17 protein-coding genes and 1 CRISPR repeat array are annotated in these 21,111 nt (G+C 47.1%); of the genes, 5 read left to right on the forward strand and 12 right to left on the reverse strand.

What is annotated here, in order from left to right; translation table 11 throughout:
- Nucleotides 1–131: 131 nt before the first annotated feature.
- From SPI9445_RS0117705 to SPI9445_RS0117725, 5 genes are all read right to left on the reverse strand, one after another.
- Nucleotides 132–338, reverse strand: coding sequence for a hypothetical protein (locus SPI9445_RS0117705; protein WP_017306107.1), 207 nt, complete (start codon nucleotides 336–338; stop codon nucleotides 132–134).
- A 321-nt stretch (nucleotides 339–659) separates the two neighbouring features.
- A complete protein-coding gene (locus tag SPI9445_RS0117710; protein WP_017306108.1) occupies nucleotides 660–1,253 on the reverse strand; it encodes a Uma2 family endonuclease in 594 nt (197 codons plus the stop codon).
- 51 nt (nucleotides 1,254–1,304) lie between these two features.
- The gene (cas3, locus tag SPI9445_RS0117715; RefSeq protein ID WP_017306109.1) at nucleotides 1,305–3,482 is read right to left on the reverse strand and encodes a type I-D CRISPR-associated helicase Cas3'; all 2,178 of its coding nucleotides are present in this window, start codon (nucleotides 3,480–3,482) and stop codon (nucleotides 1,305–1,307) included.
- Nucleotides 3,483–3,494: 12 nt separating this feature from the next.
- The gene (locus SPI9445_RS0117720) at nucleotides 3,495–3,860 is read right to left on the reverse strand and encodes a DUF5615 family PIN-like protein (RefSeq protein WP_017306110.1); all 366 of its coding nucleotides are present in this window, start codon (nucleotides 3,858–3,860) and stop codon (nucleotides 3,495–3,497) included.
- Entirely contained in the window at nucleotides 3,857–4,108 is a 252-nt protein-coding gene (locus SPI9445_RS0117725) for a DUF433 domain-containing protein (RefSeq protein WP_017306111.1), read from the reverse strand. Before SPI9445_RS0117725 ends, SPI9445_RS0117720 begins: the two co-directional genes overlap by 4 nt.
- Before the next feature lie 150 nt (nucleotides 4,109–4,258).
- Here SPI9445_RS0117725 and SPI9445_RS0117730 point away from each other — a divergent pair, with 150 nt between their 5' ends.
- The gene (locus SPI9445_RS0117730; RefSeq protein ID WP_017306112.1) at nucleotides 4,259–5,125 is read left to right on the forward strand and encodes a helix-turn-helix transcriptional regulator; all 867 of its coding nucleotides are present in this window, start codon (nucleotides 4,259–4,261) and stop codon (nucleotides 5,123–5,125) included.
- A gap of 169 nt (nucleotides 5,126–5,294) precedes the next feature.
- On the opposite strand, the gene stpA is transcribed toward SPI9445_RS0117730, so the two are convergent.
- From stpA to SPI9445_RS0117750, 4 genes are all read right to left on the reverse strand, one after another.
- The gene (gene stpA, locus SPI9445_RS0117735; protein WP_017306113.1) at nucleotides 5,295–6,578 is read right to left on the reverse strand and encodes a glucosylglycerol 3-phosphatase; all 1,284 of its coding nucleotides are present in this window, start codon (nucleotides 6,576–6,578) and stop codon (nucleotides 5,295–5,297) included.
- 119 nt (nucleotides 6,579–6,697) lie between these two features.
- Entirely contained in the window at nucleotides 6,698–7,549 is an 852-nt protein-coding gene (locus SPI9445_RS0117740; RefSeq protein WP_017306114.1) for a Uma2 family endonuclease, read from the reverse strand.
- Nucleotides 7,550–7,630: 81 nt separating this feature from the next.
- A complete protein-coding gene (locus SPI9445_RS0117745) occupies nucleotides 7,631–8,215 on the reverse strand; it encodes a Uma2 family endonuclease (RefSeq protein ID WP_026079903.1) in 585 nt (194 codons plus the stop codon).
- A gap of 20 nt (nucleotides 8,216–8,235) precedes the next feature.
- Nucleotides 8,236–8,748 carry a hypothetical protein gene (locus tag SPI9445_RS0117750; RefSeq protein WP_017306116.1) on the reverse strand — a complete coding sequence of 171 codons (513 nt, stop codon included), beginning with the start codon at nucleotides 8,746–8,748 and terminating at the stop codon, nucleotides 8,236–8,238.
- Between the two features lie 136 nt (nucleotides 8,749–8,884).
- Between SPI9445_RS0117750 and mutS the strand changes: the two genes are divergently transcribed.
- The gene (gene mutS / locus SPI9445_RS0117755) at nucleotides 8,885–11,446 is read left to right on the forward strand and encodes a DNA mismatch repair protein MutS (RefSeq protein ID WP_017306117.1); all 2,562 of its coding nucleotides are present in this window, start codon (nucleotides 8,885–8,887) and stop codon (nucleotides 11,444–11,446) included.
- A 197-nt stretch (nucleotides 11,447–11,643) separates the two neighbouring features.
- Nucleotides 11,644–12,303, forward strand: coding sequence for a pathogenesis-related family 1 protein (locus tag SPI9445_RS0117765; protein ID WP_017306119.1), 660 nt, complete (start codon nucleotides 11,644–11,646; stop codon nucleotides 12,301–12,303).
- Nucleotides 12,304–12,384: 81 nt separating this feature from the next.
- Here SPI9445_RS0117765 and SPI9445_RS30085 read toward each other — a convergent pair whose 3' ends face one another.
- The 3 genes from SPI9445_RS30085 to acs form a co-directional block, all read right to left on the reverse strand.
- Nucleotides 12,385–12,567, reverse strand: coding sequence for a hypothetical protein (locus tag SPI9445_RS30085; protein ID WP_071525303.1), 183 nt, complete (start codon nucleotides 12,565–12,567; stop codon nucleotides 12,385–12,387).
- Between the two features lie 67 nt (nucleotides 12,568–12,634).
- Nucleotides 12,635–15,280, reverse strand: coding sequence for an alanine--tRNA ligase (alaS, locus tag SPI9445_RS0117775; RefSeq protein WP_017306121.1), 2,646 nt, complete (start codon nucleotides 15,278–15,280; stop codon nucleotides 12,635–12,637).
- Between the two features lie 428 nt (nucleotides 15,281–15,708).
- Nucleotides 15,709–17,676 (reverse strand): acetate--CoA ligase, encoded by a 1,968-nt coding sequence (gene acs, locus SPI9445_RS0117780; RefSeq protein ID WP_017306122.1) that lies wholly within the window; start codon nucleotides 17,674–17,676, stop codon nucleotides 15,709–15,711.
- Between the two features lie 657 nt (nucleotides 17,677–18,333).
- Nucleotides 18,334–20,291: a CRISPR direct-repeat array (repeat unit 36 nt; unit sequence GTTCCTCTTTAATGGGGGACTAAATTGAATGGAAAC).
- 199 nt (nucleotides 20,292–20,490) lie between these two features.
- Here acs and SPI9445_RS0117785 point away from each other — a divergent pair.
- Together SPI9445_RS0117785 and SPI9445_RS30090 are read left to right on the forward strand one after the other, a co-directional pair.
- Nucleotides 20,491–20,814, forward strand: coding sequence for a nucleotidyltransferase family protein (locus SPI9445_RS0117785; protein ID WP_017306123.1), 324 nt, complete (start codon nucleotides 20,491–20,493; stop codon nucleotides 20,812–20,814).
- Nucleotides 20,815–20,848: 34 nt separating this feature from the next.
- Nucleotides 20,849–21,013, forward strand: coding sequence for a HepT-like ribonuclease domain-containing protein (locus SPI9445_RS30090; RefSeq protein ID WP_017306124.1), 165 nt, complete (start codon nucleotides 20,849–20,851; stop codon nucleotides 21,011–21,013).
- The last annotated feature ends 98 nt before the right edge of the window (nucleotides 21,014–21,111 follow it).

The following is a 21,111-nucleotide window of genomic DNA, read 5'->3' on the forward strand; positions in this document are numbered from 1 at the left end:
AAAGGGGATGTTTATAGGTTGGGATGAAATATTGGTATTGTACGGGGTGATGAAAAAGCCTATTTCCAGAGGATAAATTTCTGGGGTTTTGGGGTGGGAGTAGAATCAATCTGCTCCCATTGCAGTCAAATCTAAGCGATCGCTCTTGACTCAATCACCAAACGATATTCATGCTGCCGACCTTCAAGAGGACGCTTGTCAAACTTGTAACCTTGCTTACGAAGGATGTGCATCGTTGCAGAAAACCGATGACTGATTTTTTCTACCAGTTCTTCGGTAGAGTGCCAAGCACCATCGGACATAAGCTCAATCATTTGTTCGGGTAAAGTTTTTTTCATGGGTGAAATACCTCCTCAATTGGATATTGCCAACCAGACGAGTTCTGTCTTACCCTAGAGGCTAGAAAGAATATTAATCAGAGGGGACTAGACAGACGACTGTCTGGTTCGCTTTTTTTTAAGTATAACCTATTTCTTAGGGTTAGTGGAGCAATAGATACAGAATTCTCCCAAACAGAATCCATCGTTGAGGTATAATGACACTTAGCACCCCAAAACCTATCAGGAATTGAAAAAGTGCCGCAATGGATATGAGGCCTTGTCCATCTCGTTAACCAATACCTATGAGGGTTTGAGAGCCAGAGCTTGTCTCTGGCTTTATCATTGAATCCTTCCATCTCCTTGACCTCCTTCTAACACTACATCCTCATAAATCTCTGTAACCAACCCCTCCCACCCCACACTCCTCAATAGCACCGAATCCTCCTCGCTGTAGGTGTACAACTCCCAAATCCCTTGATCATTACGGTGAAAACACTCCACCATCCTCTGATCGGCGCTCACCAAGACATATTCCTGTAACTCGGCAATTTGACGGTAATTCTGGAACTTGCGACCCCGATCAAAAGCTTCTGTACTGGGTGACAATACCTCAATAATGAGACAGGGATGAGATAAAACTCGCGTTGCGCGTCTGTCTCGTTCATCACAACTCACCATCACATCTGGATAATGAAATGGCCCCTGTTCAGAAATTCCCACTTTGGCATCTGCCATTTGCACTTTGCACCCTCTCCCTCGTAGGTGATTTTTTAGTAGCGTAGTGAGGTTAACTGCTAAATCATTATGGGGAATTGTTCCCCCAGTCATGGCGTATACTTTTCCCTCCAAATATTCATATTTCAGGGGTTGTTTTTCCTCCCAGGCTAGGTATTCTTGGGGATTCATAGGGATAGGATCTAAGGCGGCAATCATGATTGATGATTCTCCTCAATTCGTTAATTTAGAATAAGTGGATGAGACGCTTTAACAAATCCATGATTCTCCTCCTTTACTCTGCAAACGATAGGCAAGGGTATCTAGGAGTAAGGCGGCTTGACCAATGGCGATAGAATAGGGAGGAGTGGCATCTTGAACACTCATTTGATCGCTAATGGGATAAAGTGCAAAGTGCATGGGAAGTTGTAACCGTTGACGGACTTCCATTGTGGGGGAAGGGACAATGTAACAGACTAATCCTTGCGATCGCAATTTTTGATTCAGTCCTCGAATCCAAGGATTATCCGGTTGCCAAACCTCAATCCCCCGTAAGACTTGCACCTTCCAACGATGGGCAATTTCTGCTAAATTTCCACTGTAGGTAAACCGCCAATTTAAACGTTCTTCGCGATATCCCCGCAGTTTGAGAAAGGCTAAACAATGTTTAAAATGTCCCTTAGCAATGGGTTGTCCCATCCGTTGGGAAGTCTCCCGCAATTCGGCCAGAAATCCTGCTTCTGTCCATAGCTCAATCTCTAGATTACTCAGGATTCCGGGCAAGTCGTAGGTTTTAAAGCGATCGCCTTCTACCCCTTCTGTGAGGTCGTAAAGTCCACACTGTAAGGGACTCGACCCCCGAAAACTTGCCGCATCATTAAAGATAGGATTACCTTTTTTCCCGGACAACTCTTCCCAATCTTTCGCCCACTGCCTAATACAATAAACCGCTTTTTTAAAAGAACAATCAAAGACTAATTCACAATCGTTTTTCAGTTTATCTCGATTAGAAGCATACTGTTGAGCAATTTTAGGGTCTTTCAGGTCACACCACAGTTTAAAAGATTGTACCGTTCCCCAACGCTTATAATAACCCGCAAAATTATTAATTTTTCTGTAGTTTTCAAGAATAGCAGTATTAAAGCTTTTACGGTCATATTTTTCTCCAACCGTTAACGGTGCAGACTCTTTCTCAAATAATCGCTCAAGCAAAAACTTAGGCACTAATCCATAGGCCGTAAACTGGGAAAACTTAATCGCTTCCCCCTCTTTTATATAGCCTTCATGACGACCTAAACGCCCTAATCTTTGGATGAAGTTACCAGAATCTGAGGATTCAAAAATCAGAAAATTAATCTTAAAATCAACCCCAATATCAATGGTACTTGTTCCCAAAACTAGATCACAATCTAAAGAGGCTAACTTCGTTTGTTGTCCTGATAAACCCGTGTTCTCACCGACTTGTAAGCCCTGACTGGTAAATAATTCCTGAAAAATTGGGACAAGACGTTTTACTGAAGCAATGGAATTGAGAATAATTGCGCCTTTACTCTGAGGGAAATCAAGGAAGTATTGTAAAACCAAGTCTTTGTTTTCTTTTAACCAAGTTTCTGAAGCGGAAAAACTAGATTCTAGGGGGATTAATTCTAGGTTAATTTCCCTTGTGACCTGTCGCCAGCCTTGGGTTGAGAGTTTTTCCTCTTGGGAGTTTGTTTCAGGAAATTGATATTTATTCTCTTGTACCGGATCAATCTGATAACAGCGAAATCCTGCTTTTTCCAAGCGGTTCAATAATTCAGGGTCAGGGGTTGCGGAAAGGAACAAAAACTTTTTCCGGCGATTAGTATTCCGAATCAGTAACAGGGTATTGATAACACTGGCAACTTGTGGCGCACTAAAAACATGAAATTCATCAAAGATGAAGAGGTCAAATTCCTTATCAAGGCGATTCCATAATTTATCTCGATTATCAAAAGGGGTTAAATAAGCGCCCCGATGGAGATAATGGAGAATATCTGGGTTAGTGACTAAAATTTCCGAGTTGTAAGCTTGATCTACAATTGCTTGGGCTTTAGATACGCTTTTTTCTGCGGCATAAAGTTCTAATTCTCGACCACTTAAACGATGAACTCTGGGTTTATGGGGAGGGTTAAAGTCTGCAATATAACGCTCAATTTGTGCTGTTTGATCCCGTGCCAGTTCATTAGTGGGGTAAAGTCCAATGACGGGAAAATATTCCTGTAAACAGTTGAGATAGGCGGCCAAGCTTTTGCCATCTCCCGTCATGGCAGTATTTATAATGACATCAATTTTAGGGTTTTGTACAGCCTTAAAGGTTTCTGCTTGCTGCCATCCCAGTTTCCAGTTGGGAGGTAATTGAATGTTTGGGGAAATATCTATTGCGGGGGCGGAATAGACGGGTTTTAGGGTGATGGAATAGGAGGACATAGTAGATTGATTTCAGTTATTTTGTTCAAAATTAGATTGCCGAATTCTCACTCTGGCTAGTTCAGCCGTAATGATTGCACCCGCTACTAATTCCGCGCTGTAAGTTGTTAAAACTTGTAGGCAGATAGCACATTGTTGTTGAGTGCTGAGATTAACTAAACGGAGAATGCCACAGTGGGGACGTTTTTGAAGGATGGCCAATTCACCAAAATCTTTATCTAGGGTTACGAGAATACGTTTTTCTTGATAAGCTATGGCTAAAATTTCTTCATCCCCCGGATCTCTTGACCAATCTCCTGTCCAAATGACATCAAAACCTGCGTTTAAAAGGTGTGAAAGTACCAGCCCTGATACACAGGTATCTAATAAGATTTTCATGGGACAGTATTCACAATTAAGGGTTCTACTCGTTCCTGACTGACCAACCGATAAGCATACAATAAACAAGCTTGAATATCTTCAGGTTCTAGCCAAGGATATGCAGCTAGTAAGGTTTCAGTAGTGTCTCCTGCGGCTAACATTCCTAAGATATGTTCAACCGCTAAACGACGACCGCGAATGATTGGTTTTCCTCGGAAAATATTCTGATCAATCGTAATTCTGGCTAAGAGTTTTTCATCCGTCATGGCTTACCTCAATTATGCTCACCTCAATTATGCTGTGTATCCTTCTCTCTATTCTAGACTAGATTTGCAAAGGTATTTAGCGGCAAAATCGCCTAAAACCCTTTACAATACATACTATGGCACAGAAAACATAAATTTGCAAGTGTGAATATGCCCAGAAAGAAAGAAACACTGACACTCTCGATTCCGCCGGGGACGAAAGAGCAACTCGAAGGGGTTGCCCGTCGCCTGAATATCTTGTGGGGCAATAGTCCGAGCATTTCTGGGTTGTTGGTGGCGATCGCCCAAGGACAAGTAGAAACAGGAAAACCCTTTACCCTCAACCCTTCCCAAGTCCACGCACTCCAGCAAGTGATTAAGGCGCTGGTGGATTCTGGACAGATGGCTGAGGCGAAAACTGTTGTAGAACTTCTCCTGGCGAAAGGAAAGCTAGAAAGCCCTCTGCGCAAGGCTTTAGTTCGGCAAATCAGCCATGATACAGAGGCCTGGCGGAGGGTAGTTGACCTGTATATCGAAAACCAACAACCCTTTCATTTAATGTACACCAACAGTCAGGGGGAAGATGAAGAGTTTAACGTGCAGTATGGTCAGATTCACTTTAGAGAGAGGCGCTTTTACCTTGAGGCTTGGTGTGAGGAGGGCAACCCCTCAGAACAGATCCCCGAACTCCAACACAATCGCTGCTTCCGTTTAGATCGGATTGTGACGCTCTTAGAGTATAACGGGACATGGCGTAAAGAGGGGTTAGGTTATATCAAAGTGCAATTACACTTTAAGGGAGAAATGGTAAAAGCCTATGAACCTAAAGAGGATGACCTCGAAAATGAAGTTATCGGGGACATTCGGCAGGTGGTGCGGAAAGTGACCAATCCTTTTTGGTTGGTGCGGGAGGTGTTTCACTATGGGAATAACTGCGAAATTGTGGCTCCGGAGTCGGTGCGCAATCTGTTCAAGGACAAACTCCGGACAATGTGCCAACAGTACGATCTGCCCATTGAAAAGGAAAACTTTAACTAGGACTTAACGACAAAACCCCCCAACTTTTACAGTTCAGGGGTTTTGCCGTTTGATGTGGAGAAATATACTCTATACGCCGGAGTCGTAACCCACGAGGGTCTATAGGATTGTTCCGGAGTCTACAGTTCTAGTCTAACTCAGGTGAAAAATATTACAACCTTCCCCTAGACTAAAACCCACGGACGGCGGCCGCTCGTTTAAACAGGGTACAGTATTCCTGATGACCCCCCGCAAAGACTAGATTCAAGGTCAGGGGATCGTCTACATCCTTGGGATCACAAGGGTTCTCCGTGATTCTGGCCTCGCCGTTCACCTGTTCCACTTTCACCGAACGACGGTTTTTCACCTCTCCCCTGCTACTGTCAATGTAAACAACTACATTGCCGATATTCAAGGCCTGACCAATGTTCTGGACGAGTTGGAGGAAGTTGCGATCGCTCCCTCCCCGACGAACAACCCGTTTCCCCTCTCGCTCCTCCACTTGACTGGTTACAGTATCCCCCACCCCCACGATCACAGGCATCCACTGGGGGTCAAAATGGCACTGAACGAGGTCTAATAGCCCTTCTAAGGTCTGGGGAGCGGTGCGAACACTAAAAGACTCTCCGAGGGGGTAAGTCCCGGTACGTTGGCCATAATAGCGGTTTAGGAGCGCCACCACCCCAGCCTCTTTCACCCCTCCGGTGAGCATAAATTGAAAGTCAGTTGTTCCAGAATCCCCACTGGCAAAGGGTTTAAGCCGTTCTAGTCCCTGCTCATCTCGGCCTAAATTGGGGGCATAGTGAACAAAGAAGGAATCGCTTAAACCCTGTGTGGTTGCCTCTTGTAGCAGTTCAGTCATCAGGTGCGCGATCGCCTGCTGTAACGTCCCATATAATAACTCCTGATTTTGTTCTCGCAACAGCCCATAAAAAGTATTTAAATTTGCCGTCGGAGAAGCCACATTATCCAACACAGAGGCCTCTATTGCCCCGGCTACCCTTTCAGGGTTAAACGCCCCTAAATACTGGTTAGCAAATGCTTTTAAACAAGCTTGAATCCGTTGGGGAACAGCCGCTAAAAACTGCAATTCAGCCTCACTCACCCCCGGATGGTCAATGTGTCCTTTCCGGTCTTGCCATTGTACCCCTCCTGCGGCTAAACCGGGTAAATAAAGGCCTTGAGCTTGGGCAATTTCTACGCCCCCAGCCGCCCGTTCCACAATACCATTTACCCCCCGTTTGCCGATATGTTCCCCATTAGTTAAAACATAGAAATGACCATCTAATTGTTGAGTCGCTTTCACATAATCAAGGTCAATGACTCGGTTTAATGGGTCTTGGACTAAGCCCATACAAACCCCATCTAAATCTTGAATGATTAAGACATTTTCTATTTCGGTTAATAGGTTAAAGAATTGCTCTGTTTTCAAAGACAGACAAGATTCTGTTAACAGAGGATGTGCGGAAACCATTTAAAATTCTCCCAAATTTTGCCAACCTGTCTCTTTAGTCAGGGTAAAACAAAACCGCCCCCTTGACAAATTTGGGGGCGAGACAAGTAGTAAATCACGAGAATTTTAACGATTTAGGCTCATGAATTGGGTTCAATTCCCTGTTCTTGGAGGAGGTTTCTGAGGGCTTGTAACTCAGCCTCAGCCCGTTCTGCCCGTTCTCGTTCTTGTTCCTTCTCCTGTCGTTCTTGAGCTAAAGCGGACTCGGCTTGTTCGGCTCTTTCTGTCCCTAATAAGATTAAATTCCCTTCAGGATCATAAAACCGCAGCCAAGTAGCCGTTTCCCTTAAAATTGTTCCCTCCCAAAGTCCTAACCATAAGCCCAAACTGGCGCACCACAGCCAGCCGCGCTCATCTGGGGTGATATTTTCATAAGCGAAATGGGGGCTTAAGTGCCAACCTTCTAATGAGTCAGGATTAAAGGGATCATAAACAAAATAATCTCTAGTATGGAAGGTTTGGGCATACAATTGCTTTTTCTTCCCGGTATCTTGACTGGCGGTTGAAGGAGACATTAATTCAACAATAACATCAGGATATCGTCCCTCTTCATCCCAAACAACCCAGCCTTGACGTTCCCTTGTGCCGTCTACATCTAAAGCTACAAAAAAATCAGGGCCTTTGAAGTCTTTATTTTTGACTTGTTGGCGACTATAGTAAACAAACATATTGCCGCCGGCAAAATAATCTTCTCGTCCTTGATAAGCTTGGTGAACGGCTTCAATGAGGACGTTCATAGCGATACGATGGCGATTACTTTCCAAGGGTTCTCCGTCATCAAAGATTAAATCACTGGGAGGGGGTTCAGGCAGCCATTCATCCTCTTGTTCAATGTCCTGTTGTTTAATATCTTCTGGTTGGATGGCTTCAAGTTCTGAATCCTCTCGGTTTGGGGGGTGAGGTGTTAGCTGGCGAGTCGTTTCAATGGACATGGTGCTAGGTTTCCCTCTGGTTTTAAAACAATTATACTAATATTGATGAATACGTCAAGTTTCAGATTAATTCGGCACTACTCAACGGTTGGCTGGGGTTGAGGGGGTAGACATTTTGAGGGGAGCAAAAATCTGTTCTACGGTGAGGTCAAGATTAATTTCTGGTAGCACAGAGAGGCGATCGCATCCTTGGCATAAAATGGGTTGTTGTTGGGGTTGAAAGACCAGAATAGACCGATCCGCCGGATCAAGTAACCAAGCCAATCGCCCCCCCTGTTCTAAACAATACAAAATATTGCCAGTCACGCGATTAGAACTTTGTTCGGGGGACAGAATCTCAATCATCCAATCGGGGGGGAGGAAAAAATCATTGGGGACTTCTCCATCAGGTTCAAAGGGAATGCGCGACCATTGAAAAACCGCGATATCTGGGACAAGGGAGCGAGTGCCGAAACTACAGCGTAATTCAGGGAAAGCATAGGCGATTTGGGAAGCTTCCACCCTTTGGTTAATCTGATTACAGAGGGTTAACTGTAAGCGGCTGTGCTTGCCTTTGGGCATTGGCTTCTGGATCATTCGACCATTAATGTACTCACTCGCCGGTTGAGTTTCTGGGAGTTGGAGAAATTCCGAGAGGTTAAGGGTTGGGTGAATTGCGCCTACCATAAGACCTTGCTGGGGTTAAACTACGGTTGGGTGGTAATTCGTATGATGTAGGGGTGAAACTGATTGCGCTCATAGGAGCCTACCCAAATTTGATAGGTTCCCGCTAACCATTCTCCGGCAATGGCGGGGTCATCTTCAAAAGCATCATCATTACACCACACCCCTCCGGGGCCTTGAATCACTAGGGTAGTATCCGCCGAACTTTTGACCCGAATATTGAGGAAATCGAAATACTCCGTCAGGGTTACAATATGATCCGGTTGTTGATCGACAAAACCGACACAGGGGCCGGTGGGAGTTTCCGGGCGATCGCTCACAGACCGGGCGGGGAGTTCTCCCCCACTAATACCGCGCATCACCACTTCCCCGAAATTGGATCGGGGGCTAAGGGTGACACTTTCAAACATGGGCGTAAACTGGGAAAAAACGGGTAGAGGCAAGGTCAGAGTGAGTAAAGTGGCGATCGCACCTAAACCGAAACCTCCTTTGACTCCCCTACAAGATTTCCGGTATAAACGAACAAAGTTGTACATGATATCCCTATCCACCGATTCCGTCTGGATCTTAACTGGTTTTCTGTAATTTTAGACGCATACCCCCTAGGGTTTGTTGCCCAGATCCCCCAGCCCTCGTAAAATCTTCCTTAACTGCACCTGCCTAGAATCCCTGATGAGTGAGACTGCCAAAACCGGATCGAAAAATGCCCCTCAACGTGATTACCGTCCCCTAGACCGGGATAAACTTTCCCCCATGATGCAGCACTACATTGAGGTGAAAGAACAATATCCCAGCGCCCTCGTGTTGTACCGTTGTGGGGACTTTTTTGAGTGCTTCTTTCAAGATGCCGTCACCATCTCCCAAGAATTAGAGTTAGTGTTAACCAGTAAGGAGGGGGGGAAAGAAATTGGCCGGGTTTGTATGACAGGGGTGCCGCACCATGCCTTAGATCGCTATGTTGCCACCTTAGTTGAAAAAGGCTATGCGATCGCCATTTGTGACCAAGTAGAAGAAGCCGCCCAAGCCGCCGCCGAACGTCGCATGGTGGAACGCCAAGTCACCCGCCTCCTCACCCCAGGCACCCTCACCGACGATGGAATGTTAGCCGCCCGTCGCAACAACTTTTTAGCCTCCGTTGTCGTCGCCAAAGACCATTGGGGCCTCGCCTATGCCGACATCTCCACCGGAGAATTCTACACCACCCAATCCCAAGACCTCGAAGCCCTCACCCTAGAACTAATGCGTCTCCAGCCCTCGGAGATCTTACTCCCCACCGACGCACCGGATTTAGGGGGACTCCTGCGCCCCGGAGAAGCCCGCCAAGACCTCCCCGACTACCTCCCCGACTGTTTTTGCTATTCCCTCCGCCCCCAGCAGTATTTTAGAGCCTCAGAAGCCCGAAATCGGCTCAAAGAGACGTTCAACGTCAATTCATTAGAGGGAATGGGCTGTGCCGACCTCACCCTTGCCATTCGCGCTGCTGGGGGGCTACTAGAGTATCTCGAAGACACCCAAAAAGCCAATCAAGTCCCCCTACAACCCCTCCGCACCTATACCCTCACCGATTATTTAATCTTAGACCCCCAAACCCGGCGCAATTTAGAAATTCTGCAAACCGTGCGCGACGGCACCTTAAACGGCTCCCTACTCTGGGCGATTGATCAAACCGTCACCGCTATGGGAGGGCGTGCCTTAAGGCGTTGGTTATTACAGCCCTTACTGGAGATTAAAGGCATACGCGCCCGCCAAGACACCATTCAAGAGTTAATCAATAACGCCTATTTACGCCATGAGTTACGGCAATTATTGCGACAATTTTATGACCTAGAACGACTCAGTGGCCGCGTGGGAGCAGGCACGGCTAACGCTCGGGATTTAGTCTATTTATCCGACTCCCTTTGTCGTCTTTCGGAATTAGGAGAATTAGTGCAAGGTGGCAAATCCCTTTACCTCAAAGCCCTGCAAAAAGTCCCCCCGGAATTAGAACAACTGGGGCAGCACGTCCTGCGCCATTTGGTCGAATCTCCCCCCCAACATCTCAAAGAAGGGGGCTTAATTCGGGATGGGATTCACCCCCTCTTAGATGAACGTCGCCAACAGTTAGAACTGGATCAACAATGGTTAGCTAATTTAGAAGTAACCGAACGAGAAAGAACCGGAGTTTCTAACTTAAAAGTAGGCTATAATAAGACCTTTGGCTATTATATTAGTTTACCCCGTGCCAAAGCCGCACAAGCCCCCGATAATTACACCCGCAAACAAACCCTTACCAACGAAGAACGCTATATCACCTCAGAACTAAAAGAACGAGAAACCCGCATCCTAACCGCTAAAGATGATCTCTATCAATTAGAGTATGAAATCTTTACCGAATTGCGGGCAGAAATGGCCGAAAAAGGGCAAGAAATCCGGCAAATTGCCAAAGCCGTCGCCGCCATTGATGTGTTAGCGGGACTAGCCGAAATTGCCGTAGAACAGAACTATTGCTGTCCGATGATGACCGAAAACCGGGAAATCACCATCCGAGATGGTCGCCATCCCGTGGTTGAAAAAGCCTTGGGGTTAAACTTTTTTGTCCCCAACTCCACCACCCTCGGCAGTGGCACCGAGAACAATCATCCCGATTTAATTATTCTCACCGGCCCTAATGCCAGTGGGAAAAGCTGTTATTTGCGACAAGTGGGACTGATTCAACTGTTGGCACAAATTGGCAGTTTTGTTCCGGCCGAATCGGCGACTTTGGCAATTTGCGATCGCATTTTTACCCGTGTTGGTGCCGTCGATGACCTAGCCACCGGACAATCCACCTTTATGGTTGAAATGAACGAAACCGCCAACATCCTCAACCATGCCACCCCCCAATCCCTCATCCTACTTGACGAAATTGGACGAGGAACCGCCACCTTTGACGGTTTATCCATCGCTTGGGCCGTTGCCGAATACCTCGCCACAGAAATCCAAGCGCGCACCATTTTCGCCACCCATTACCACGAACTCAACGACTTAGAATCCCTGCTCAACAACGTCGCCAACTATCAAGTCACCGTCAAAGAACTCCCCGATCGTATCCTCTTTTTACACCAAGTCCGACCCGGAGGCGCTGACCGTTCCTATGGCATCGAAGCAGGACGACTAGCGGGCTTACCCTCTGTGGTCATTGACCGCGCTCGTCAAGTGATGGCAGAAATCGAGAAACATAGTAAAATCGCCATCGGTCAATCCCCCTCTACTTGACAATCTCACCGCCAAGAGATGCCCATCTCCCACAATCCCCAAAAAAAAGAACTATGCTTGATGGTATAGCTTTTGAACATCAACAATGCGCAAACTTCATGTCCTCACCCTAGGAACCTTGCTCCTCCTTGGTATTGCCTACAGCGCCACGTCCCAAACCCAAATCCCCCGTTTGAACCATCCCCTCTCCCCCCCCCATGACCACCGCTCAAAGTCCCTCCTTTCCCCTTGATGGTACCCCCGTTTATGTGGAAAAAAACGGTCAATGGCGAGAAGCCCGTTTAACCCAATGGTATTGGCATAGTCAGACGGGAGAACAGTACAACGTCTTTTATTTCGATGATCAAAGTACAGAAACAGGAGTCCCCCCCAGTCGGATTCGTAGCTTAGAACAAGCTCAAAACAGTGGCATCACCACCAATGTTTATGATCTCGACAGTCCAGCAGGTATTGAGCAAATGCTCAACGCCCATAATCAATGGCGGAGTCAGGTGGGAGTTCCTCCCCTCCGTTGGTCTACTCAACTCTCCCGCTATGCTCAAGAATGGGCGGATCATCTTTTAGCGACCAACCAATTTGAGCATCGTTCCGACTCTTCCTATGGTGAAAACCTCGCCATGGCCTCTGGACAACAACTGAGTCCTAAGCGCGTGGTGGATATGTGGGGAGAAGAGATTAAGGATTACAACTACCAACAAAATAGTTGCACTCCGGGGGAAATGTGCGGTCACTATACCCAGATTGTCTGGAAAACCACGACTGAGGTCGGTTGTGCGGTCGCCCGTCAAGGTCGCCGTGAGGTCTGGGTGTGTAATTACAATCCCCCAGGAAATTATGTGGGACAAAGACCGTATTAATGGGGAGCAGGGGAGCAGGGGAGCAGGGGAGCAGGGGAGCAGGGGAGCAGGGGAGAGGGGGAGCGGGGGAGTTGATAATTATTAACTATTCCCGACTCCCGACTCCCGACTCCCGACTCCCGACTCCCGATTCCCGACTCCCGACTCCCGACTCCCGATTCCCGACTCCCGACTCCCGACTCCCGATTCCCGACTCCCGACTCCCGACTCCCGACTCCCGACTCCCGACTCCCGATTCCCGACTCCCGACTCCCTAGGGCGCAAGCATTGCGCCCCTACACCGACTCGCCTGTTCCCCGTTCCCTGTCCCCTAATTTAGGGAATATTGATATCAGCCTAATGCCTTCTCTAACTGCTGTTTTGCCGTTGCTAAAGCCTCGGGTAACTTGCTGGCATCTCGTCCCCCCGCTTGGGCTAAATTGGGACGACCACCGCCCCCACCGCCGCAAATTTTGGCGATGTTGCCGATGAATTTCCCGGCTTGGAGTTGCTTGGCTTTGTTCACTTGGGGACTAAAGGCGGCCACTAAGGAGACTTTATCCGGGGCCGGTGTGGAGGCTAAAACTACCGCACTTTCTCCCAGTTTTTGCTGTAACTTTTCGGCGGCCGTTTGCAGGGCTTTGGGGTCTAAATCGCCCAAGGAGGAGACGAGAATTTTAAACTCTCCGACTGTTTCAGCCTGACTTAACAGTTGATCGGATTTGGCTAAAGCCAGTTCATTTTTTAGGGCTTCTAATTCCTTCTGGGCGGCCTTGAGTTCCCCTTGTAAGCTGTTTACCCGGTCGGTAATTTCTTCCGGTTTGGCTTTAAAGCGATCGCCTAATTCCTTCACAATCTTATCCCGCACATTGAGATAATCCAACACCGCCGGCCCCGCCACAGCTTCAATGCGGCGCACTCCGGCAGAAATCCCGGCCTCGCTGATGATTTTGAATACCCCTATTTCGGCGGTATTTTTGACGTGAGTTCCCCCACATAACTCCATCGAAACACCGGGGAAGTCTATCACGCGCACCTCGGCCCCGTATTTCTCCCCAAACATGGCCGTTGCCCCTTTCGCTTTGGCTTCTTCTAAGGGCATAACGCAGACATCCCCATCATGGGCTTCTGCAATCCAGGTGTTAATCTGGGTTTCTACGGCCTCTAATTCCTCTGGGGTGACGGCACGGGGTAGGTTAAAATCAAAGCGCAGACGGTCGAAGGAGACGAGGGAGCCGGCCTGGGCGATGGATTCCCCGACTAGCTTTTTCAAGGCCGCTTGGAGGAGGTGGGTGGCGCTGTGATTGGCTTGGGTGCGTCGCCGACAAGCGCGGTCAATGGTGGCTTGAATGCGATCGCCTTTTTGCACCCTTCCCCGTTCAACTTGCCCGTAGTGGATGAAGATGCCGGACTCTTTCTGCACATCTTCAATGGCAATCACCAGGCCATCTCCCGTTAAATACCCGCGATCGCCAATTTGTCCCCCGGACTCTGCATAAAATGGGGTTTTTGTCAAGACTATTTGAACGTTCGTTCCGGCCTCGGCGTTTTCTACCACTTTCCCCCCCACTAACACGGCCTCCACCTGTACCGTCGCTTGGGAGTCGGTATAGCCTAAAAACTCCGTCGGGTGGATTTGGGCGGCCAGTTGATCTAAACTCTCCTGCACCGTTAAATCAATGGTTTCATAGGCCGCTTGAGACTGTTGGATTTGTTCCTGCATGGCCGCATTAAATCCCTCGACATCCACCGTTAAGCCCTGTTCTTCGGCTACTTCTTGGGTCAATTCTAAGGGGAAACCATAGGTATCATAAAGTTTAAAAGCATCTCGTCCGGCAATAACTTTTTTCTGGCTTTTCTTGACTTTTGCTACCACATCTGCTAATAGTTTTTCGCCCCGTTCTAAGGTTTTCAAGAATTGGGATTCTTCCCGTTGTAATTCCTGTTGAATAAAACCCTCCCGTTCTCGCACTTGGGGATAAGCATCTTCGGCTAATTGAATGGCTGTTTCTGCCACTTGATTAATAAAATTACCCGTCACCCCAATTAAGCGCCCATGACGCACTACCCGACGAATGAGACGACGTAAAACATAACCTCGGTCAGTATTTGAGGCCATAATTCCATCAGAAATCATGTGAACGACAGAGCGCACATGATCCCCAATCACTTTAAGGGAAATTTGAGTCTGAGCATCGGCTTTAAAGTAATCAATTCCGACAATTTTGGCCGCCGTTTGAATAATGGGCAGAATCAGATCCGTTTCATAATTATTCGGCACACTTTGGAGAATTTGCGCCATCCGTTCTAACCCCAATCCGGTATCAATATTTTGTTTTTCTAAGGGGGTCAAATTGCCTTCTATATCTCGGTTGTATTGCATAAACACGAGATTGTAGAACTCAATAAAACGGCTGTCGTCCTCTAAATCAATAGTTTTGTCCCCTTTTTCCGGGTGGAAATCATAGTAAATTTCCGAACAAGGGCCACAGGGACCCGTGGGGCCGGATACCCAGAAATTATCCTCATCTCCCATGCGTTGGATGCGGTGTTCTGGGATGCCGATTTGATCTCGCCAAATGGCAAAGGCTTCCTCATCTTGTTCGTAGACACTGGGAATTAAACGTTCTGGGGGGAGGCCAAAAACTTCCGTTGAGAGTTCCCACGCCCAGGCGATCGCCTGTTCTTTGAAGTAGTCCCCAAAACTAAAATTCCCTAACATTTCAAAGAATGTATGGTGTCTGGCGGTGCGGCCGACGTTCTCGATGTCATTGGTGCGGATACATTTTTGGGAGGTGGTAGCGCGATCGCAAGGGGCTGGTTTTTGCCCTAAAAATATCGGCTTAAAGGGCAACATCCCCGCAATGGTCAGGAGTACGGTCGGATCTTCCGGCACGAGGGAGGCACTGGGTAGGATTTTATGACCCCGTTGAGCGTAGAATTCTAAGAATTTGTCTCGAATCTCGCTACCTTTGAGAAACTGGGGAGAGTAAGTCATAGTTTTTTCTGTAAATCGGTTAGGCAAATATATTGTTACATTTTCTGGGGTGTAGGGGTCGGGGGTCGAGGAATTCAGAATTATTCCCTCTTCCCGACTCAAAAAAAATGGCCTTGAAAATGGGGCTTTTTGGGTTGACTTTTGACTTTTGCAATGATATTATCAGACAATGGGAGTGGTTGCGGCTAAAAATGAGTGCAACCACTCCCATTATGAAATAAACTTACTTAAAAACAGTTTCCCAAAGCCTCGCCCTTCTGTCCAGAAAAATTTACATTTCGTTACAAAATTTTTGAGTTCACATCTCCGCCCTTCTGGGGTAGGGAAAGAAACCCGGTTTCAGGTTTAAGGTCAGAAACCGGGTTTTTCGTGGGGATTGGGGGAGAAACGGGAGGATAAACCTAACCCAGTTTCTCGGAAGTCGCCAATTAAGCCCCACCCCTTAATTTATCCAACACCGAACGATCCTCTAAGGTAGAAGTATCCCCCGCTACTTCTTGTCCGGCGGCGAGATTGCGCAGTAAACGGCGCATAATCTTCCCAGAACGAGTTTTCGGCATAGCATCGGTAAAATGAATATCTCCGGGGCGGGCGATCGCACCAATTTCTTTCACCACATGATCCTTTAACTCCTGAGTGAGACTATCACTAGGCTCATAATCCCCTTCTAAGGTGACAAAAGCGACCACCTCCTCCCCTTTCACCTCATCGGGTTTCCCCACCACGGCGGCCTCAGCAACAGCCGGATGGGACACTAAAGCCGACTCAATTTCCATCGTGCCTAAACGGTGTCCCGATACACTAATCACATCATCCACTCGTCCCATAACCCAAAAATACCCATCCTGATCTCGTCGTGCGCCATCCCCGGCAAAATAAAAATACTGGCCCTCTTTGGGGGCAATATGTTCCCAATAGGTGCGGCGGAACCGGGCATCATCGCCGTACACGGTGCGCATCATGCTAGGCCAAGGGTGCTTGATGACCAAATAGCCTCCCTCGTTGGCCCCGACGGAGTTTCCGTCAAGATCCACGACATCGGCGAGAATACCGGGGAAGGGGAAGGTGGCGGAACCGGGTTTGGTGGGGGTGGCACCGGGGAGGGGGGTTAACATAAAGCCTCCGGTTTCCGTTTGCCACCAAGTATCAACAATGGGGCAACGTTCGCCGCCGATGACTTTGTGGTACCACATCCAAGCCTCGGGGTTAATCGGTTCGCCGACGGTGCCGAGAATGCGCAGGGAGGAGAGATTGCGGCGCTTAGGATGGTGTTCTCCCATTTTAATAAAGGCGCGAATGGCGGTGGGGGCGGTGTAAAAAATGGTCACGCCGTATTTTTCCACTACATCCCAGAAGCAGCCGAGGTTAGAGGGGCGGGGGACTCCTTCATACATAACCGTTGTTGCCCCGTTGGAGAGGGGGCCGTAGACGATGTAACTATGTCCGGTAATCCAGCCTACATCGGCGGTACACCAGTAAACGTCCGTATCTTGGAGGTCGAAAGTCCATTTAGTGGTGATGTGGGTGTAGAGGTTATAGCCTCCGGTGGTGTGGACAACTCCTTTGGGTTTTCCGGTGGTGCCACTGGTGTAGAGGATAAAGAGCAGGTCCTCACTGTCCATAGGTTCCGGGGGGCAGTCGGCAGAGACTCCCGCTTGTAGGTCGTGCCACCAGTGATCTCGACCGGGTTCCATCTGGACTTTTTCTTTAGTCCGTTGAACGACGAGAACGTTATTGACGCTTTCGACGCCTTCTTCTAGGGCTTGGTCAACGGCGGCTTTGAGGGGAACGACTTTATCTTTGCGGAATCCTCCGTCGGCGGTAACGACTAATTTGGCTTGGGCATCGTTTAAGCGGGTGCGTAGGGCTTCGGCACTGAATCCGCCGAAAATCACACTATGGGCGGCTCCGATTCTCGCACAGGCTAACATGGCGATCGCGGCTTCGGGAATCATGGGCATATAAATCCCCACGCGATCGCCTTTCTGCACCCCCAACTGTTTAAACACATTGGCCATCTGGCACACTTCCCGATGGAGTTGGGCATAGGTTAAGGTGCGAGAATCCCCGGGTTCTCCTTCCCAAATAATAGCGGCTTTGTTTTTGCGCCAGGTGGTTAGGTGACGGTCAAGGCAGTTATGGGAAATATTGATTTTGCCGTTGACAAACCATTTGGCATAGGGGGGTTGCCAGTCTAAGACTTGATCCCATTTTTGGAACCATTCCAGTTCCGTTTCGGCTAATTCTGCCCAAAATCCTTGGGGATCGGCTTTGGCTTTATCGTAAAGATGGCCATACTCATCGAGGTTTTTAATCCGGGCGTTTTGGGAAAAGTCGGCCGGGGGGGGAAAGGTTCGGTTTTCGTGCAGGATTGATTCAATGGTTGGTTGAGACATGGGTATTGTGTGTTACGAAAGGCTTTTTTTCCACAATACCTGACTCTGTGGTGTTCAATCGTGAAGTTCTGCGAATGGAGGGAACAGGGAATCGGGAGTCGGGAGTCGGGAGTCGGGAATCGGGAGTCGGGAATAGTTAATAATTATCAACTCCCCCGCTCCCCCTTGCGAAAAAGCTGGAAAAAGACGATAGTTTAATTTCGTGGGTTCAATGGCTTTTAGTCCTGATCTATCAAGCCTTTTAGGGGTTTGTGAACGAAGTGTAAAATAGTGGCAAATTGGAGAAATTTCGCTCTCCTATTCCTGGCTCCCAACCCCCTAGTCCCCAATTTTGACAAATTAGGATTGTGTGCATTTTGTCAAGTCCTATATATAGGGGTTAATTAATGGGATAACACTATTTATGGGGTATTGAAGTTTTGGACACAACGGGATTTTCCCGACTCCCTATTTCCTGTTCTCTGTTTCCTCAAATTTTCCGAGGCTCCCGGAAAATGGCTGAAACGTTGATTTTTCGTCGGGAGCCTCGGTTTCTTGTCCTGTAAGGGTTTGAGGTGTGTTGATGGGAAATTCAACGGGTTACAGAGGGGTGATTTTAGGGGAGCCTCGGAAATGGGGTCTAGACATTAGGCGGGGCAAGGGGTTATAATGGGGGGAGTTCCTCTTTAATGGGGGACTAAATTGAATGGAAACAAGGGGACTTAGCCCAATTCCTAGGAGACTTCTTCCCGTTCCTCTTTAATGGGGGACTAAATTGAATGGAAACACTTTTACCTTGCTCGTTCTTAGGAGGCTTGGAAAGGGTTCCTCTTTAATGGGGGACTAAATTGAATGGAAACTTCTTAATACTCTCACATATCATGGTTTGCCATCATGTTCCTCTTTAATGGGGGACTAAATTGAATGGAAACTTGTCAATATATTTCACTACATCCTTTTTCTTGAACGGTTCCTCTTTAATGGGGGACTAAATTGAATGGAAACTCATCAGCGGGGCTTGCGTTTCGAGTATTTCTCGTACTAGTTCCTCTTTAATGGGGGACTAAATTGAATGGAAACAACACGCTGGAATATGCCGAAACGATCCACTCGATCGTTCCTCTTTAATGGGGGACTAAATTGAATGGAAACAGTTCTCCGTAAGTAAAGAATACAGCTTGGTTCTCCCGTTCCTCTTTAATGGGGGACTAAATTGAATGGAAACCACGGGGCCATCTTTCATATCTGTTACAACTTTATAGTTCCTCTTTAATGGGGGACTAAATTGAATGGAAACTCAGGCAAGCTGGGGTTAGTACGCCTATTCGGGTAGTTCCTCTTTAATGGGGGACTAAATTGAATGGAAACCAGGAAATTCCCCTCAAATAGACCCTTATTTTTAGGGTTCCTCTTTAATGGGGGACTAAATTGAATGGAAACTCACGGTCTACAATAGAGAGAACCTGCTGAGGCGCGCCCGTTCCTCTTTAATGGGGGACTAAATTGAATGGAAACCCCGATAGTTGCGTAGGTGAATCTTGCCATTCTCAAGGGGTTCCTCTTTAATGGGGGACTAAATTGAATGGAAACTAAAAACGGTTCTGATGTTGCGATTACTGCCAAACAACTTGTTCCTCTTTAATGGGGGACTAAATTGAATGGAAACTTGGATTGCCGACTGGAAGTTGAAATTGCTTTTTTGTTCCTCTTTAATGGGGGACTAAATTGAATGGAAACTACTAAGTCAGTAACATCAGAGACTTCCTCTGGGGTTAAGTTCCTCTTTAATGGGGGACTAAATTGAATGGAAACTTTTGTGACATATTGTTAAAGCCAAGGTTCTTCATTTATACCGTTCCTCTTTAATGGGGGACTAAATTGAATGGAAACTTTGATCCACATTACTTCTAATTTCTTTGGGAGGGAGTTCCTCTTTAATGGGGGACTAAATTGAATGGAAACTATCTTCGCTCTTATTCCATTACCCTCTATTTCAAGAAAGGTTCCTCTTTAATGGGGGACTAAATTGAATGGAAACCCACTTCTGTCCGCGAACAACTACACTACCCCATGCCCAGTTCCTCTTTAATGGGGGACTAAATTGAATGGAAACAACCCAAACATCTTCACATGGGCGTTGTACGCCTCGTGAAGGTTCCTCTTTAATGGGGGACTAAATTGAATGGAAACATCTTTAAAGTAGTCTTGTAAAGATTTAATTGACAAGTTCCTCTTTAATGGGGGACTAAATTGAATGGAAACCTAACGATCACCTTTTGCTGATACAAGCCGATCAAGCTTTGTTCCTCTTTAATGGGGGACTAAATTGAATGGAAACGTGCCGAGAGAGCTAGACAACTTGAAGGCGATCGTATTTGGTTCCTCTTTAATGGGGGACTAAATTGAATGGAAACATCTCATCTTCCGATTCGGCTAGAATCTCTTGCCCGAGTTCCTCTTTAATGGGGGACTAAATTGAATGGAAACCTGTGATCTTTTGTCCTGCAAGCTCTTTCTTGTTAAAGTTCCTCTTTAATGGGGGACTAAATTGAATGGAAACGATGTTATTCCCGATAATTTCATTGTTCCATTCAACCTCTGTTCCTCTTTAATGGGGGACTAAATTGAATGGAAACCTTTCCTAGAGGGAAGTCGCAACAAAAACATCCCTACAGTTTTGGTTGAGGTAGTGGGTTGGGTGGGTTGAGAGGGGGCGATCGCCCTAGGCCCCCATCCATGACAAGCCTCAGAAATTTAGCTACAATCCCCACAGCACCACCCCCAACCCAGATCCACCAATGGTTAGTTAAAAACTAGACCTACCCCGCTCAACCTATGTCAGTAATCCCCGTCCAAACAAAAGCCCAAGTCCTCGCTCTCCTTCAAGAACATCACCAAACATTACACAACTTTGGCGTTAAACGTTGTGGCATCTTGGGTTCATTTGTCCACGACCATGCAATTCACCCCCAAAGTGATGTTGATATCTTAGTCACCTTTGAACCAAACCAAAAAACCTTTGATAACTTCATCCACTTATCTTTTTTCCTAGAAGATATTTTTGGTAGATCCGTCGATCTCATCACCATTGAATCCTTGAGTCCTTACATCAGGCCACACATTTTAAATGAGGTTGAATATGTCCCCATCGGCTCGTGAATACCTACAACACATCTTGGATGAAACAACATACATGATGACAAACTCTGTTGATTTAAATAAAACAGAATTTCTGCAAAATGAAACCATAAAACGTGCCTATGTTCGTAGCATTGAAGTCATTGGCGAAGCCGTCAAACAATTGCCGGATGAATTGCGCCAAGAAGCGGACTATCGGTTACTGGGCAGAGCCAAGTAACGAGGAATCCTCATGTCAGCCAATATTGTCCAGTTTTTTAGTTAAAAAACTGGACAACCTGCTAAAATAGCCAAAAACATCATCAGCCATACCAATCA

The organism is Spirulina subsalsa PCC 9445 (assembly GCF_000314005.1).
Lineage (GTDB): Bacteria > Cyanobacteriota > Cyanobacteriia > Cyanobacteriales > Spirulinaceae > Spirulina_A > Spirulina_A subsalsa.

Bases quoted from the DNA above. Each gene is read 5' to 3' on its own strand.
- SPI9445_RS0117705 (WP_017306107.1), bottom strand. From the start codon at position 338: ATGAAAAAAACTTTACCCGAACAAATGATTGAGCTTATGTCCGATGGT.
- SPI9445_RS0117710 (WP_017306108.1), bottom strand. From the start codon at position 1,253: ATGATTGCCGCCTTAGATCCTATCCCTATGAATCCCCAAGAATACCTA.
- cas3 (WP_017306109.1), bottom strand. From the start codon at position 3,482: ATGTCCTCCTATTCCATCACCCTAAAACCCGTCTATTCCGCCCCCGCA.
- SPI9445_RS0117720 (WP_017306110.1), bottom strand. From the start codon at position 3,860: ATGAAAATCTTATTAGATACCTGTGTATCAGGGCTGGTACTTTCACAC.
- SPI9445_RS0117725 (WP_017306111.1), bottom strand. From the start codon at position 4,108: ATGACGGATGAAAAACTCTTAGCCAGAATTACGATTGATCAGAATATT.
- SPI9445_RS0117730 (WP_017306112.1), top strand. From the start codon at position 4,259: ATGCCCAGAAAGAAAGAAACACTGACACTCTCGATTCCGCCGGGGACG.
- stpA (WP_017306113.1), bottom strand. From the start codon at position 6,578: ATGGTTTCCGCACATCCTCTGTTAACAGAATCTTGTCTGTCTTTGAAA.
- SPI9445_RS0117740 (WP_017306114.1), bottom strand. From the start codon at position 7,549: ATGTCCATTGAAACGACTCGCCAGCTAACACCTCACCCCCCAAACCGA.
- SPI9445_RS0117745 (WP_026079903.1), bottom strand. From the start codon at position 8,215: ATGGTAGGCGCAATTCACCCAACCCTTAACCTCTCGGAATTTCTCCAA.
- SPI9445_RS0117750 (WP_017306116.1), bottom strand. From the start codon at position 8,748: ATGTACAACTTTGTTCGTTTATACCGGAAATCTTGTAGGGGAGTCAAA.
- mutS (WP_017306117.1), top strand. From the start codon at position 8,885: ATGAGTGAGACTGCCAAAACCGGATCGAAAAATGCCCCTCAACGTGAT.
- SPI9445_RS0117765 (WP_017306119.1), top strand. From the start codon at position 11,644: ATGACCACCGCTCAAAGTCCCTCCTTTCCCCTTGATGGTACCCCCGTT.
- alaS (WP_017306121.1), bottom strand. From the start codon at position 15,280: ATGACTTACTCTCCCCAGTTTCTCAAAGGTAGCGAGATTCGAGACAAA.
- acs (WP_017306122.1), bottom strand. From the start codon at position 17,676: ATGTCTCAACCAACCATTGAATCAATCCTGCACGAAAACCGAACCTTT.
- SPI9445_RS0117785 (WP_017306123.1), top strand. From the start codon at position 20,491: ATGTCAGTAATCCCCGTCCAAACAAAAGCCCAAGTCCTCGCTCTCCTT.
- SPI9445_RS30090 (WP_017306124.1), top strand. From the start codon at position 20,849: ATGATGACAAACTCTGTTGATTTAAATAAAACAGAATTTCTGCAAAAT.